Raw genomic sequence first — 16166 nt, 5'->3', positions numbered from 1 at the left:
CAAATTAATGGACTGCTAGGTCAAAACGATGCGGCGTACGGTGCTCGTCTGCATAACCATCTTCTTCTCTGGCACTGCTGAGCGCATCTGTTGGACAAGCTCTAATACATTTCAGACAGCCTTTGCAGTATTGATAGTCAATCCCTTGTAGAAACATCTGCGGACGGCCTTTCTTATCCGGCTGTTCTTCCCATACGAAGCAGAAGTCAGGGCATACATTATCGCAAGCTGCGCAGTGGATGCACTTATCATCGGCGAAATGAGGCATCATCCCTGCACGCGAGATACTCAGATCCTTCAGAATGCTGTTCCCTGGATTCGTAATCACGCCACCCATCGGCTGCGTCTCGTAACCGAGCATAGGTGTATCCTGGCGCACAAAAGCTGGCATTTGCTGACCAACAGGCAGTTCAAATGTCTGGAAAGTTACTTCATTAAAGCCTCTTTCGAACGTTTGGAGTGCAGGACCTACAGCTTGTGGATACTTCTTCTCGAGGGATTTACGGATAACAGATTTCATGGCTTCGGGGTCTAGGAAGTCGCATAGCCGGAAAAGTGCGCCTAACATCGCCATGTTCGTGCGGTTCTTCTCTTCTAGTGAAATGCCTGTTGCATCGACGACGGCAATCGTACCGCCCAAGAGCTTCATCTTCTCTTTCAATTGTTCAGGTGATTTATTCGAATTTACAAGTACGAGACTGTCTTCATAGATGCCGCTGATGACATTGACTGTTTTGGATAACGATTCGTGGAAAATGCCTACAACATGCGGCCGTTCCACAGGCGACGTATCTCGGATATTCGTATGGTTGTCGCAAAACCGGATGTGTGCTTTGACGGGAGACCCTTTTTTCTCCGATCCATAGGATGAGAAGCTTACGCCGTTTAGTGAGGCGCCTGTCACTCCGGCCTCCGCCAGCATTTTCCCGGCCAAGTTCGCGCCGAGACCGCCGATGGATTCCAGCCTAATCTCGAAAAATCCTAGTTCATTTAATTTGGGTAAAGTAACCATCCTATTACTCCCTTCTAGAATAAGATTTCAACTCTTATATTACCAGTATTTCTCAAGTGTTCAATAGCTTTTCCATCGTCCTTGAGAATCTTTTAGAGCAAAAAACCTCTAACCGGGTACAGGGTAGAGGTCGCCGTTAATCTATTATATTAATGATGTTTGCGGATGTTGTCTGTAAATTTTCACATTGACAATTTCTACGATGTTAGTACAGTAGGCGATGACAGTAGAACGAAAAAAACCCATAGGATTCTTGATCCTATGGGCTCTTCGATCATTTTATAACGGATAAGTGCATTACCACTTGGATGGGTCAATTTTATGTGGATCGAGTCCTTCCCAAATATTCGGAATGTCGACCTTCTCCGGATCATTGAAGACAAGGAAGGCTGTTGGCAAATACCGCTCTCCATGCTGGCTGGAAGGGGAGTTAACAATTTCATTATCCTTTACCAGTACGGTTGAAGATCCACCGTCCAGATTTGCTGCAATCACAGCGCCATTCTCGAGCATGATGTTCTGACAATCATAGAGATTGGCACCAATACTATGGGCTTGACGGCCATCGATAACAAGGAATAGGATCGTGCCGTCGGCACGTTGTCCCATGACGGTCCGAGGTGCAATACCCCAGCCGTCAGCCGCGTTCTTCACAAGACCTTTGCCATTCACGATAATACGGGGTTGGAAGGTCACGGCTTCCTTCACACCCATCTCTTGAAGCTGAGGAATCGTATAGTTCCCGGCAACCATTCGGCCATTCTTATCAATGCCGACGATCTGGGTTTTCTTCTTATTACTAATCCCGCCATCATAATAAACTTTCCCGTCGGCGATAACAAGTCCAATCGGCTGGAATCCATTCCCTTTCCAGTTCGGATCGGCGAAGCCGCCGGCATTAACGCCTGCGATGGCACCCGTACGTTTCACCATGCTGGTTACTTTCTCCCCGCGTCCGACGCGATTTGGGACCCCGATTCGGATCTTGGTTGGATCATTCACAATCATAAGGTACCCGCTGAAGCCCGCACCGCTGACCGGCTTAATCTCCACCAAGTCTCCCGATTTCTTCCCGCCAACGGAAATGTTCTGATTGTCTTTCTCATCACCCATCCCTTCAAACCTTTTGTTATATTCCGCAACGCGGTTTTGGAGTGCTTCTTCCCCAATAATATATTTCGCCCAGTGGCGATGTTGTGTCGTGATCAGTGTATCTGCGATGAGCATTCGGACGTTCGTCCCGGATGGTGTGAAGAAGAGCCATGCGGCACCGAGCGCACCGACGATAAATAACGTAATGAAAAGATTTTTTATAAAACGACCAAAGGTCATACGTTTCTTTTTGCTTGTAAGCTGTTGCTTCCTCGCTCGACGGCTTGGGGCAACAGGCTGCGATTGTCGCTGTGCCGTCTGAGTTTGCTGTCTCAATAGTAAGACTCCTTTCAAATCATAATTGATTATGGGATTATATCATTATGACGTATTTTCGGGTAAAAAGGTTAATTAAAATTTTGTCATTTTATTTGGTAAATATTTTTTTGATAGGCAGACGTGATGGGATGAATCTGAAAAACGTTGTGCTCCCGTAGGAGATGCGGTGTGTGATGATGTATTTTATTGGAATTTGGTGGAAATGACACGGTGTTTGCTTGAACCTAACTCCATTTTGAGCTAATATTTATGGATTCATGTTACGTGGTACATTTTGACCGATAGATTCATATTCTATGAGAGGGGATTCCCTGTAACTGACATTTTATAAGAAGGAAGCGTGTGTTCGTGCAGCAAGCCATCGCTATACTAGATTCCGGTGTGGGAGGATTAACCGTTGTTAAAGAAGTTATGAGGCAGCTTCCACGGGAGAAGATCATTTATTTTGGAGACACTGCCCGCACACCCTATGGACCGCGTTCGTCGGAAGAAGTGTTGTTATTTACACAGCAAATTGTTGAGTATCTTATTCAGTTTCAACCTAAAATGATTGTCATTGCTTGCAATACGGCGACAGCCGTGGCACTGGAGCAGATTCGGGCGATGGTCAATGTGCCTGTCGTAGGTGTTATTCATCCGGGGGCAAGAGCCGCGATTAATGCGACAGAGACCGGTTTTGTCGGTGTCATCGGCACAGAAGGTACGATTCGCAGTGGTGCCTATGCTCAAGCCTTGAAGGAGATTTCACCGCATATTGAGGTCGTTAGTGAAGCCTGTCCGAAATTCGTACCTCTCGTGGAAAAAGGAATGTTCCGTGACGAAGTGACGTGGAAGACCGTCAAGGAATCGCTAGAGCATCTTCGTTACAAACCCATTGATTGTTTGATTCTTGGTTGTACGCATTATCCGTTTCTAATGGAACCTATCGCTGAAGTGATGGGGCCGAATGTGAAGCTGATTAGCTCCGCAGATGAGACGGCGCGTGAGATCAGTACGATCCTATACCAATACGGACAGTTAGCCAAAGCAGATGACCTGCCTGTTCATCAATTCTTCTGCAGCGGAGAACCGAAGATATTTCAACAAATTGCCCAAGAATGGCTAAGAGAGCATTTGGAAACTGCGCCAGTTGTATGGCAAGTGCCGAATTTTTTGTGAGGATAAAAGAAGCCGGTAGCGGATTCGTATGATACGAGCGCTGCCGGTTTTTTCGTGCAGATTCAGTAAGGATCGTTGACATAATGGATGCAACTCTCTCATATACTTCATGGAAACAAAAGTAGATTTGGATGGGGCTAGGAGGGGAACAATGGCTATTCCATATATCGTTCAGCAGGGCGACACGTGGCTTCGTATTGCTGCAAGGTATGGGATTCATACCACAGCGCTTCATATGGTGAATCCGCAGCTGCAAGAAGCACCGTATATTATTCCTGGACAAGTTATGTACATTCCGTTCCGGCCGGATAACGTCTATCTGATCCAAGAACGAGATACATTCTATGAAATTGCAAGGCGATTCCATGTGCCGATTCAGCAGCTCCTAAATGCAAATCCTTCCGTTGATCCACGCCATCTGAAAATAGGTCAAAGTATGATCATTCCGCTGACGAAGAGCGGGGATATTATTCGCGTGGATGCGGAGTATGGTCCAGCTCAATTGATGGAAGACAGCGCTAGATTGTGTGAGCAATATCCATTCGTTCGAAGATATATTATTGGCTATAGTGTGATGGGGAAACCGATCATTGCCATGCGTATCGGCACGGGGGATCGCAAAGTCCATGCGAATGGGGCGGTTCATGCCAATGAATGGATCACGACGCCCATTCTCATGAAGTATATTGAACAATATGCCAAAGCCTATCGGACGGGCGGTTCTTGGGGCAGCATGGATCCGCAAGAATGTTATCAGCGCAATTCATTGTGGGTTGTTCCGATGGTGAACCCGGATGGCGTAGAGCTATCGCAAGAAGGAATCAATCCGAGTCACCCCTATTATCGATCTCTGCTGCATTGGAATGGTGGGTCCTATCAGTTCACACGTTGGAAAGCCAATATTCGCGGCGTGGACCTGAATGATCAATTCCCGGCACATTGGGAGGAAGAACGAGATCGAAGAGGAAAGCGTGGACCAGGTCCGAAGGATTATACGGCGGAGGGACCGCTGATGGAACCTGAAGCGGTCGCATTGGCGGAGTTCACGAGAGCGCATCAATTCGATATGGTCTTATCCCTACATTCGCAAGGTGAGGAGATTTATTGGAATTACCGGGACTATGAGCCGGTAGAATCGGAAGCGATTGCGCGAAGATTTGCACAAGCAAGCAGTTATCGTTCTGTGAAGCTGAGCGGCAGCGATGCGGGGTATAAGGATTGGTTCATTCAGGAGTTTCGCAAGCCGGGCTTCACGATTGAAGTCGGAATGGGGATGAATCCACTCCCGATACAGCAATTCCAGAGTATATACCAGGACGTATCTGGGATATTAACAGAGGCGTTATGTTGTTCTTGATGAACAGCATAACGCCTCTTCACTGTGAGGGAGAGCTAATCCTTACTATTGTAGGCTACGAATATCAATATCCCGTATTAATACCGTACCTTTCTTCGTCCGATCGAATATGAAACTGATTTTATTTAACTGCTCGGGTTGGAATTTCAAGCGCTACAGGCTAGTTAGCGCGGCAAATTCCAACAAAAAGGGCAACCCGCAGTCAACAATTTGACGTTGAGGTTGCCCTTTAACAGATTCATGATATGTTTATACTTCCGTTGCAGGTTCTGGCTCCTGATCTTTTGCTTTCTTCTTGCCACGCTGCGGCATTTGCTCTCTGGAGATTCGGCCGTTGCCTACGAAGCAAGCGGTCAGCACGCCCAATACGATGAAGATAAGTCCTGCCCAGAACACGATGGAGAAGGCTTCGGTCCACACCGTTTTGATCAAGTTCAGAACGGTCTCCTTGATGTCGGCTTCAAGCTGTAACGCTTGAGGCGCGAGCATGATGGTGAACAGATCATCTACCTTCTCTGACAATTTACTCATGATGCCGGACAATACGGGATTATTCGTCACTTGATCGGACTTTAGTGCTTCATCCATTTTGCTAGCAAGCGCATGGTTCATGACAACGTTCAATACCGTAACGCCAATCGTACTACCGATGGAACGGAAGAATGTCGATGCCGAAGTCACCGTTCCGAGCTGTTCCCGAGGGAATTGGTTCTGCACGGCAATCATAAGGGTTGGCATAACAAGACCCATACCGAGACCCAGAATAATCATGTACATATTCACGGTAAGCTGCGTCGTATGCGTCCCCATGGTGCTCATGAGGAAGAACCCAAGGGCACCGATTACCATCCCTGAAATAAGAACGGTACGATAACGAATCCGAAGCAAGAGTTGACCACCTACGATACTTGCTGCAATCAGCGAGAGCATCATTGGTGTCATCGTCGATCCAGCTTTGGTCGGGCTAACACCTAGAATCGCTTGCATGAACATCGGTACAAACATAATCGCACCGAACATCCCCATCCCAACGAGGAAGCCAAGAATATTTGTTGTCGCGAAAACGCGGTTTTTGAATAATGAGAGATCTAGAATCGGTTCTTTCGCTTTCTTCTCGATGATGAGGAAGAGAGCGGTCAGAACGATTGCGCCGCCGAAGATCAAGAAGCTCTCAACGGATGCCCACGCAAAATTTTTACCGCCGAATGTAAGTCCAAGGAGTAAAAGGACGATCGCAGGAACGAATGTAACGATGCCCCACCAGTCGATAACGGCTTTGTGCTTCGCTACAAGCTCATGCTTCATGCCGAAGAAAATAAGAATACCGGACAAGAGTCCAACAGGTACGTTGATTAAGAAAATCCAGTGCCACTGCACATGGTCAACGATAAATCCACCGATAAAAGGTCCAATAACGGAGCTGAGTCCAAAAATACCACCGAATACACCTTGCCATTTGGCACGCTGCTCAGCGTTAAAGATATCCCCGACAATTGTCTGAGATAACGGCATGAGCATCCCGCCGCCGATCCCTTGCACGGCACGATAGAGGACCAGTTGTTCCATCGTCATCGCCGTAGCACATAAGAACGAGCCTGCGACGAATATCAGGACGCCAAGTAAATAGAAGAGTCTGCGACCATACATGTCAGCGAGTTTACCGACAATCGGTACCACGGTAGTAGATGTAATCAAATATGCTGTGGTTACCCATGCGAAGATGGAAAATCCATTTAAATCTTTAATAATCGTAGGCATTGCCGTACCGACGATGGTCTGTTCGAGTGCACTGAAGAGCATCCCGATGATTAAGCCGATGAGTACCATGGTCCGGTTAATCGTCTTTGGTGATGAATCTTGTATTGCTTCTTGCATAGATGGCCAAACCTCCAATTCTGAAAATCTTACGCTCTAATATTTTAGGTCTAAAATAAATCACTTTTGGATTATAGGGTATAATGAGCGCGGAATCAAGTGTTAATTTGTGTACAAAATGTGAACTTTGAAGTTTTTATAGGTTGATTTCAAGGGTTCAATTATTTACAATAAAGGAATATATATTTGGACATGATGGGAGAGAGAATCATGAATTGCAAAATTACACGCAACGCTGCGAAAAAGATAAAGCAAGAGCTTGAACAAGCGAAAGATCCGGGGCTGATGCTTCGTGTTTTCGTTACCCATTCCCACGGGAACCATGCCCACTATGGAATGGACCTGGATAAGGCGAAGGATAATGACACGATTGTGGAGACAGACAAGGAGATTTCTGTCCTCTTGCAATCGGACGAGCCAATGTTGGATGGAATCAAAATTGACTATTTATATTTCCCTGAAGAGGGTTTTATCATTACGAATCCATCAAAAGGCAATCATGGGGATCACTAGAAAGAGGATGAATTATGGCGAACGACATACGCATTTGCGATAAATGTAAGCATGTTAAAATGAAGACGTTCTTACCGAAAGTTCAGAAGATGGACCCGGAAGCAGAGATCAAAGTAGGATGCAAGTCGTATTGTGGTCCTTGCGGGAAGCGGGTATTTATCTTCATTAACGGCCGTTATGTAACGGCACCTACGGAAGATGAAGCGATTGAGATGGCAAGTAAATACGTGAAAAAAAATAAAGTGTGATCTTAAGAGGTGCGGATAGTTCCGCACCTTTTCGTCTATCCTAAGGAGGCTATAATGGTCAAAGGGAGGACAGGATATTGACACGTAATGATGATTCGATGCATGAGCAAACTCCGATAACGCAAGCGCAGAATTCAATTGAAACACTGCATCACGCCGTCTCTCAAGCGCTCAGTCATCCGTCGGAACAATCTGTGGGACAAGCGAATAGCGCATTGAAGCGAGCGCAGAACGCAGTAGATACGGCGATGAAGAATGAGACAGGACGGAATCAACAGCCTGTAGAGTTCGCACGCGAGCTATTAGGAGATGAAATGGAACGGTTGAATAAATTATCTACAGATTAATACGCATGTTGTAGAGCCACCTGGAATGGAATGAGAGCCGATTCCTCCCAGGTGGCTTTGCATTTTGCGCTGTGGAAAATACCTGTGATATGATAATGTTGTCGCTTACTTTATGGAAGCGTTTAGAGAATATTCAGAATACATATCAAGGGAGGATATTGTATGAAACATATTGCAGATCGCGTTAAACTGAACAACGGTGTCGAGATGCCATGGCTTGGTCTTGGCGTATGGAAGGCAGCAGATGGTCAAGAGGTGTCTAATGCCGTGAAATCAGCGATTGAATGTGGTTATCGCAGCATTGATACGGCGGCGGTATATCAGAATGAGTCTGGTGTCGGACAAGGAATCAAAGACAGCGGCATCGCAAGAGAAGAGCTGTTCGTGACGACGAAGGTCTGGAATTCGGATCAAGGTTATGAATCGACGCTCCATGCGTTCGAAGAGAGCCGCAAGAAGCTGGGCCTCGACTACCTTGATTTATATCTTATTCACTGGCCTGTCAAAGAGAAAAAATATATCGATACATGGAGAGCGCTGGAGAAGCTCTACAACGACGGATTGGTTCGTGCGATTGGTGTGAGTAATTTCCATATCCATCATTTGAAGGATATTTTCGAAGTAAGCGGCATCGTGCCTGTCGTAAACCAAGTGGAATATCATCCGTTGCTAGCGCAGCGTGAGCTGCATGCATTCTGTAACAGCCACAATGTTGTGCTTGAGGCATGGAGTCCGTTAATGCAAGGGAAGCTGTTGGACGATCCGACGCTTACAGAGATTGCTGCGAAATACGGTAAATCAGTTTCCCAGGTGATTCTGCGTTGGGATTTGCAGAACGGTGTCATTACGATTCCGAAATCCGTTAATCCAGAGCGTATCGCTCAGAATGGCGATATTTTCGACTTCGAGCTCTCGGCTGAAGATATGGAACGTATTCAAGCGATGAACAAGGAACAACGTGTAGGCCCAGATCCAGATCATATCGATTTCTAAGTGAGGTGTGAATAGAGCATGGAGCTCCAATTTATCGGTCATTCTTGCTTTATTGTATCCCATAACAATTTCAAAGTTATTATGGATCCGTTCATCTCGGGCAACCCGCTCACAACATTGAAAGTAGAAGACGTCAAAGTGGATGCGGTACTGCTGACACATGGGCATTCCGATCATACGGCGGATGCACTGCAGATCGCGCTTCAAAATCAATGTCCGATTATTGCGAACTTTGAAATCTGTAGTTATTTTGGGAGCAAAGGCGCCACCGTGTTTGGCATGAATATCGGCGGGTGCAATACCTTCCGCTGGGGCAAGGTTAAATTTACACCAGCAATCCATAGTTCAAGCCTCGATACCGAGCAAGGCCCTATATATGGCGGCGTTGCGGGTGGGATTCTGCTCACCATGGGCGACAAAACCTTCTATCATGTTGGGGATACGGCCTTATTCAGTGATATGAAGCTCATTGGCGAATTGCACGACATTCATGCTGCGGCGATTCCAATCGGCGATGTGTTCACGATGGGGCCTGAGGATGCGCTGCTCGCAGCGCAATGGATTGGTGCGAAAACCAATATCCCTGTGCATTATGATACGTTCCCAGCTATCGTTCAAGATGCGGAAGCGTGGGTTGCAGCTGTCAATTCGAAGCGTTTGCACGGCATTTGTATGCATCCATCAGATCGATATATCGTCGATTAATACAAAGAAGCCCCTTGCTAACATCGGGATGGTCATGGTGTTCATGACCTAATCCTAATGCTGTGCAAGGGGTTGTTTTTATGTCTTCTCCCTGAAACGACGGATCAGGTCATAGGTAATAACTTTATCCGACATTTCGAGTTGTTTCTTCGCTTGATCCGCAATGGAACGGCAGCCTGCAACATCAGTCTTGTCCCCGGTCTTCGCGTCATAGCAGGTTCCATTCTCGAAGATCCCATCTGCTGCAGGCATGTAATAGTACTGTCCGTCTGTCACTGCACCTGTACGCAGCACGACGAGCTTGTCGCCTTCGGTGAATAGATTATTTCCCATCATATAATACGAGTCGGTTGGGATGCCCAGCAAATAGAGCAAGGAAGGCGTCATATCTAACTGACCGCCTACACGATCGACGGTACCAGCATGTTTCCCGTCAGGGAAATGGACGATCATCGGAACTTGATTCATCAGCTGTTCGAATTTCATGTCGCTGATGCTTGTGCCAAGGAACTGCTCCATTGCGCTTTTGTCGCGAATGGAATTATCGTGATCCCCATAGAACGCAATGATCGTATTTTCCCACAGACCGTCGGCCTTCATTTGTTCGACCATTTGGCCGAACGCTTCATCCACGTAATGAACGGATTCTAGATAGTCTCCGAAGATTGTCCCTTTGAATTTCCCGACATCCAGCACTTGCTTACTCGCTGGCAGTTCATAAGGATGGTGACTGGATAGCGTAATCAAGAAGGAATAGAAGGGTTCCTTCGTCTGCTTCATATAATCCAAGGATTGTCGGAAGAAGGAAGCATCCCCGAGTGACCAGCCTAAAGGTTCATCAATTGTAAAGTCCTTCTTGCTATAGAACCGGTCGTAGCCCATTTGATTGTACATATTGTATCGATTCCAGAAGCTCGCATCATAGGCATGATAGACGCCTGTTGAATACCCCTTATCTTTGAGAATCTGAGGGAGGACATCGTAAGCATGATTCGGATAACGAATGAATACAGAGCCTGTTGGCAATGGATGCAAGGACGTATGCGATGAGAAGTCAGCGTCGGATGTGCGGCCTTGTCCCGTCTGGTGATAATAATTGTTGAAATACATGCTCTCACGAACGAATTGGTTCAGATGCGGCGTGACTTCGATCCCATTGATCTTCTGATTGATCATGAAGTTCTGGAAAGCCTCGGCTTGAATGACAATTATATTTTTGCCTTTATAGGCACCGAACAGCTCATTCGTGACTTGCGGTTCGTTATGCTTGGCCGTGAACCATTGTTTGACTTCCTCTTCTTCTTCAGCGGAGAGCGTCTGTTTCGAGAACCAATTCTCACTCGCATAGCGGTTAATATCGTATCCGTGGAATCCAATCAACCCGGTCACATTATAGAGGGACACGTTCCACCAGTTCCCGACGAAGATCCCTTTTGCCCAGGTATTCGTCGCATGTTGAATCGGGAGGAATGTCAGACCTGCACCGAGACCGAAGATGATCGCGCTCATCACGACACGAGTAATGAATTTCTGGATACGGCTGCGACCTGTGCGAGCCATACGCATTAAGGCTTTTTCCTTACCAAGGATGATCCAAGCTGCGATGGTTAATGGTAGGAGCAGTACAATATCGATGAAGAACAAGATATCCTTCCAGAACAGGAGGGAAGCAATACTATGTCCGAGAGAACTGACTTGTCCAGCCTGCATCAGAACAGGAATGGAAATAAAGTCTTGGAAGTATCGATAATAGACCAAATCGGCATAAAACACACTGGTGAGCAGCACATTCAGTATGAACACGCTAATCCATCGTCCTCGCGGCGGCAGCAGCCACACCCAGAACGAGCAGAGCAGAATGGAACCAACGCCAATGATATAATCCCATCGATCCATCCGGACGAGGGGAACATCCATAAATCGATCGAACAGAAACAATTTATACAGGATAAGTGCTATAAACAGAATGCATTCGACATAACGAATACGAAATAAGGTATGAAGCGGTACTCTTTTGGCTCGCGGAGCCGTCTGGTACGGTGTATTCAAGGTCGAAACAGCTCCTTTCTTCGAGCAAAATGGTAATTCATAGCGGTCAACAGACACCTTTACTATTATAAACGTAATAAATTCGGATTCAACTTCTGTTAATATCTGGATGAAGCAACCTGCTTCGCAAAAAAACCGCCGTTACCCATTCTTTCCAAAAGGAAGCGAATGAATAACGGCGTTTCGGTTTTTATCTATAGGATTACGCAAGTGGCTTGCGTGGTGGGAGCGGGCCTAGGTATTGATAGAATTGACATTCAATGCGTCCATTGAACAGCTTGCGACGCTTGTTCGCGGGGCGACCGAAGTAATGCTCGAATTGCTTGTTCGGACAGATCGAGAAGAATGACCAAGTCGGGAGCTTCTTCGAGACAAAGCCGAGATCACGCATGACCTTCTCAGCCTCATCAATTTCACCGAGTCGTTCGCCATAGGGAGGATTCGTAATGATACAACCGTAGTCCCCTTGAGGGTCTATTTTCGCGACAGGCAGGGTATGGAACTTGATTTCTTGGCCCAGTCCGGCTGCCTTTGCGGAAGCATATGCAATGTCAATCGCTTCTCGGTCAATATCGGAGCCCGCGATCTCCAGCGGAATATCATCGCGCAAGAGATCGTAGGCTTCTTCTCTTGCTTCTTCCCATAGGTCGGCGGGAATGATCGGCCAGTCGCTCGAATTGAATGAACGTCGTAGTCCTGGGGCGATGTTCCAGCCGATCATGGCAGCTTCAATCGGAATGGTACCCGAACCGCAGAATGGATCATAGAACGGGCGATTTGGAGTCCAGCGGCTGAGCAGCACGAGTGCTGCCGCCATCGTCTCCTTAAGTGGTGCTTCGGTTGCTATTTTACGGTATCCGCGTTTATGAAGGCCTGGTCCTGTTGTATCTAAGGTAAGCAGCGCGATGTCATTCAGCATAATGACTTCAATCACGTAACGAGGCCCGGTTTCATCGAACCATTCGGTCCCGTAAGTCATACTCATTTTGTCGACGACCGCTTTCTTCACGATGGATTGACAGGCAGGTACACTGCTAAGCTGCGATTTATGCGAACGGCCTTCGACAGGGAATTCCCCGTCTTCTGGAATCCAATCCGGCCAATTCAGTGCTTTGGCTCCTTCAAATAGTTCATCGAATGTGGTGGCTTTGAATTCGCCCATCTTGATCAGAACGCGATCACTCGTCCGAAGCCATAGGTTACACCGGCATATATCGATCAGATCACCGCGGAAATTCACGCGGCCATTCTCAACCATCAGATCTTCATAGCCTAAATCTCTTAATTCTCGTGCGACAACAGCTTCAAGTCCCATTGGCGCTGTCGCAATTAACTGATACTTACTCATGTAATCGTTCACACCCTAACAGCATTTTCTGATACAATCCAGTATAGGCGAATTTAATCGACGTTACAAACATTGAAATAGAAATGAGCATGCAGGAGGTTAGGAAATGACGCAATCCGATGAGCAATATATGGATTCATTATTTGCTGAAGATGAGGTTCTAGAACGCGTGATGGAAGGGACGCGCAAGGCAGAAATGCCCGAAATATCGATTGCCCCGGGTTACGGGAGATTGCTCACAATTCTCGTGAAGACTTCGCGTGCGCAGCGCATTCTCGAGATTGGAGCCCTTAGCGGATACAGCGGGATATGTCTTGCTCGCGGCTTAGATGATGAGGGAAAGCTCGTCTCGCTGGAACTGAAGCCGGAGTTCGCAGAGGTGGCGAAACAGCATGTGACCGAAGCGGGGCACGGCCATCAAGTTGAGTATCGCATTGGCGATGCGATGGAGAGCTTGAAGCAGCTTGAAGCCGAAGGGCAGCGATTTGATTTCTTCTTCATTGATGCGGATAAGGGGAATTACTTGAACTATCTTGAATATGCCCTTAGACTTGCCAATCCAGGTGCCCTCATCGTAGGAGATAACACATTGCTGCGCGGCAGAACGACTGATCCGACACGGAGTGGTCCTGCGGTTCAAGCTGTAAGACAATTTAATGAACGGATTGCGCAAGACCCACGGCTGATGAGTACGATGCTGCCAGCTTATGATGGTCTTGCTATTGCCATGGTGAAGTAAAGTGTGCGGCGGCCTTATTTGCTAAAATCGATCAATTTCAATACACTATACAAATGAACAGGAGGCGCGTGAGATGATTACGATCAAGACAAAAGAACAAATTGCGAACATGAAAGCGGCAGGCGAGATTCTCGCTGCGTGCCATCGTGAGATCGCCAAGATGATTAAACCCGGAATTACTACGCAAGAAATTGATAAATTCGCTGAAAAATTCATTCTCGATCACGGAGCAACACCAGAGCAGAAAGGCTACAATGGGTATCAATATGCGACGTGTGCTTCTGTTAATGATGTGATCTGTCATGGCTTCCCGAAACCAGAAATTCTCAAGGACGGGGACATTGTGACCATCGATATGGTCGTGAACTTGAACGGATGGCTGGCGGATTCAGCTTGGTCTTACCGCGTTGGGAATGTATCCGAGCAAGCCGATACATTACTTCGCGTGACGGAAGAATCGCTGTACAAAGGAATTGAGAAGGCAGTGATTGGCAATCGCTTAGGCGATATTGCGAATGCGATCCAGGTCCATGCGGAGTCGAATAACTTCTCCGTCGTACGTGAATTTATAGGTCACGGGATCGGAGAGGTGATGCATGAGGAGCCGCAAGTGCTTCATTACGGACCAGCAGGCCGCGGTACACGTCTTAAGGAAGGCATGGTCATTACGATTGAGCCGATGCTGAATACAGGCGACTGGCGCAGCAAACTGGATAGCGATGGCTGGACGGCAAGAACGAAGGATGGCGGCCTGTCTGCACAATATGAGCATACCATCGCGATTACAGCCGAAGGGCCAATCATCCTTACAGAACAATAATTCGCGATTAGATCATAAAAGGGTTGCTCCTGCAATGGCTTGTACATTGCAAGGGCAACCCTTTTTACATGTTCTGAATCGCTCCAAAGCCAACGCACCACTTTGTGGGAAGGTATTACGTAGTGGCTTTCACACGATGATTACGATATAAGGTCATCCACACCCACAGCCCATTGCATAATAACAAGATTCCGGAGGAAATGAAGATGCCCTGGATGCCAATATTTCCGGATAATGCACCTGCAATAATAGGTCCGAGCATGTTCCCGAGTGCTAACGTACTACTGTTGAAGCTGTAAGAGCGACTTTCCATCCCATCGGGTGTATATTTGCGGATCAGGGAGTTCACCGAAGGCAGTAGACCGCCCATGAACATGCCAAGAACGAATCGACATAAGATCAACTGCCATACACTGCTGACGAATGCCTGCGGGATCAGTGTGACGGAAGCGCCAATCAAGCAGAAGAAGAGAATTCCATTGGAGCCGATCTTGTCGCTAAGCTTCCCGAGCAATGGGGAAGCGATCATATTCGAAATGCCGGTAATGGAACTGACAAATCCGGCCCAGAAGGCGAGATTCACCGACGTTCCGTGTAGTTCTTGCACGTAAAGCGGCATGAGCGGCATCGGACCCATCATCGCGAATTGCAGCAAGAAGGTTACACCGAATAACGCCATGAGGGGACGATATTTGGTAAGCTGCATGAAACCGGCAATAACGGAGATATCCGGTTTCTTCGCTGCTTCCTCACGATTGAATTTCTCCTTAATCAAGAAGGTAGCGACGAAGGAAGCAGCAAATGTGAGTGCGCCGGTTATGTAGAATATCGGACGATAGCCGATCGTATCCGCGAGCAGACCGCCAATGAATGGGCCTAGGATGGTTCCGGCGACTTGTCCAGATTGCAGCATCCCCATGGCGAATCCCATTCGCTGCTTCGGCGTTGCAGATGCGGCAAGCGAGATAGCTGCGGGATTGAAGCCGGAAATCGTTCCATTTAAAAGGCGCAATAACAAGAGCTGGAACGGCGTCTGTGCGAAGCCCATCAGCACCATGACGATCGCCATGCCGTATCCAGAGCGTAAGAGCATCATTTTCCGGCCATATTTGTCCGCGAACTTGCCCCAGATCGGCTGGAATATAAAGGATGTCAAGAAATTTGCAGCGAAGATGAACCCTGCCCAAGTCCCGATTTGGTGCGGATCGGTAAGACCAAGATCTTGCTGCAAGTAGAGCGATAGGAACGGAATGATCATCGTCATGCCGGCATTGACCAGGAATTGGCCAACCCAGAGGACGACGAGATTGACTTTCCATTGTTGCATCGTATGGATCACTCCTTTCTTAGATGATAGATAAATCTGTAAGGGTTTCGAACGATCCTGTATTGGAAATTATAGCATAAGGTGCAGTCATGGACGAAACAGGGCGGTTCGCGTGTACGTGACGATTGTCATTGAATTGTCATAGGGAGCTATTCGAGATAGGTTGAGACGATATATGAAAAAGGGCATAATGAGTTTATTGACATTAGAGGTTGTTCAAAAAATCATCTTTTGATTACGAAGA

The 16166-nt window shown here is 47.2% G+C and carries 15 protein-coding genes; 9 read left to right on the top strand and 6 right to left on the bottom strand.

The genetic code is table 11. The features are described 5' to 3' along the window. Positions 1 to 4 precede the first annotated feature (4 nt). Together C558_RS0108595 and C558_RS0108590 are read right to left on the bottom strand one after the other, a co-directional pair. Positions 5 to 1012 (bottom strand): 2-oxoacid:acceptor oxidoreductase family protein, encoded by a 1008-nt coding sequence (locus C558_RS0108595; protein WP_018755854.1) that lies wholly within the window; start codon positions 1010 to 1012, stop codon positions 5 to 7. Between the two features lie 297 nt (positions 1013 to 1309). Next, positions 1310 to 2344, bottom strand: a complete 1035-nt coding sequence (locus C558_RS0108590) for a phosphodiester glycosidase family protein (RefSeq protein ID WP_156826070.1) — start codon at positions 2342 to 2344, stop codon at positions 1310 to 1312. 447 nt (positions 2345 to 2791) lie between these two features. On the opposite strand from C558_RS0108590, the gene racE reads away from it, so the two are divergent. Beyond that, a complete protein-coding gene (gene racE, locus C558_RS0108585; RefSeq protein ID WP_026263797.1) occupies positions 2792 to 3601 on the top strand; it encodes a glutamate racemase in 810 nt (269 codons plus the stop codon). A 151-nt stretch (positions 3602 to 3752) separates the two neighbouring features. Then, complete coding sequence (locus C558_RS0108580) at positions 3753 to 4958, top strand: M14 family metallopeptidase (protein WP_018755851.1); 1206 nt, start codon at positions 3753 to 3755, stop codon at positions 4956 to 4958. 249 nt (positions 4959 to 5207) lie between these two features. Here the strand turns inward: C558_RS0108580 and C558_RS0108575 are convergent, their stop codons facing one another. Beyond that, complete coding sequence (locus tag C558_RS0108575; RefSeq protein ID WP_018755850.1) at positions 5208 to 6833, bottom strand: MDR family MFS transporter; 1626 nt, start codon at positions 6831 to 6833, stop codon at positions 5208 to 5210. A 210-nt stretch (positions 6834 to 7043) separates the two neighbouring features. Between C558_RS0108575 and C558_RS0108570 the strand changes: the two genes are divergently transcribed. From C558_RS0108570 to C558_RS0108550, 5 genes are all read left to right on the top strand, one after another. Then, positions 7044 to 7346 (top strand): HesB/IscA family protein, encoded by a 303-nt coding sequence (locus C558_RS0108570; protein ID WP_018755849.1) that lies wholly within the window; start codon positions 7044 to 7046, stop codon positions 7344 to 7346. A 14-nt stretch (positions 7347 to 7360) separates the two neighbouring features. Continuing rightward, complete coding sequence (locus tag C558_RS0108565) at positions 7361 to 7594, top strand: YuzB family protein (RefSeq protein WP_018755848.1); 234 nt, start codon at positions 7361 to 7363, stop codon at positions 7592 to 7594. 77 nt (positions 7595 to 7671) lie between these two features. Then, a complete protein-coding gene (locus tag C558_RS0108560) occupies positions 7672 to 7941 on the top strand; it encodes a hypothetical protein (protein WP_018755847.1) in 270 nt (89 codons plus the stop codon). A 162-nt stretch (positions 7942 to 8103) separates the two neighbouring features. Continuing rightward, on the top strand, positions 8104 to 8934 hold the full coding sequence (locus C558_RS0108555) for an aldo/keto reductase (protein ID WP_018755846.1): 831 nt from the start codon (positions 8104 to 8106) through the stop codon (positions 8932 to 8934). 18 nt (positions 8935 to 8952) lie between these two features. Further along, a complete protein-coding gene (locus C558_RS0108550; protein ID WP_018755845.1) occupies positions 8953 to 9639 on the top strand; it encodes a metal-dependent hydrolase in 687 nt (228 codons plus the stop codon). 78 nt (positions 9640 to 9717) lie between these two features. Here C558_RS0108550 and C558_RS0108545 read toward each other — a convergent pair whose 3' ends face one another. Together C558_RS0108545 and C558_RS0108540 are read right to left on the bottom strand one after the other, a co-directional pair. Further along, entirely contained in the window at positions 9718 to 11688 is a 1971-nt protein-coding gene (locus C558_RS0108545; protein WP_018755844.1) for an LTA synthase family protein, read from the bottom strand. Between the two features lie 202 nt (positions 11689 to 11890). After that, a complete protein-coding gene (locus C558_RS0108540) occupies positions 11891 to 13036 on the bottom strand; it encodes a THUMP domain-containing class I SAM-dependent RNA methyltransferase (RefSeq protein ID WP_018755843.1) in 1146 nt (381 codons plus the stop codon). A 106-nt stretch (positions 13037 to 13142) separates the two neighbouring features. Between C558_RS0108540 and C558_RS0108535 the strand changes: the two genes are divergently transcribed. Both C558_RS0108535 and map read left to right on the top strand, forming a co-directional pair. Further along, positions 13143 to 13775, top strand: a complete 633-nt coding sequence (locus C558_RS0108535) for an O-methyltransferase (RefSeq protein WP_018755842.1) — start codon at positions 13143 to 13145, stop codon at positions 13773 to 13775. A 73-nt stretch (positions 13776 to 13848) separates the two neighbouring features. Beyond that, positions 13849 to 14595: a type I methionyl aminopeptidase gene (gene map / locus C558_RS0108530; protein WP_018755841.1), complete on the top strand. Its 747-nt coding sequence runs from the start codon at positions 13849 to 13851 to the stop codon at positions 14593 to 14595. Between the two features lie 115 nt (positions 14596 to 14710). Here the strand turns inward: map and C558_RS0108525 are convergent, their stop codons facing one another. Next, positions 14711 to 15922, bottom strand: coding sequence for an MFS transporter (locus C558_RS0108525; RefSeq protein ID WP_018755840.1), 1212 nt, complete (start codon positions 15920 to 15922; stop codon positions 14711 to 14713). Positions 15923 to 16166: the final 244 nt, after the last annotated feature.

This window comes from Paenibacillus terrigena DSM 21567 (genome assembly GCF_000374845.1).
GTDB lineage: Bacteria > Bacillota > Bacilli > Paenibacillales > Paenibacillaceae > Paenibacillus_K > Paenibacillus_K terrigena.
The sequence above is the reverse complement of the archived record's forward strand: the minus strand, read 5'-3'. Positions and strand labels throughout refer to the sequence as shown.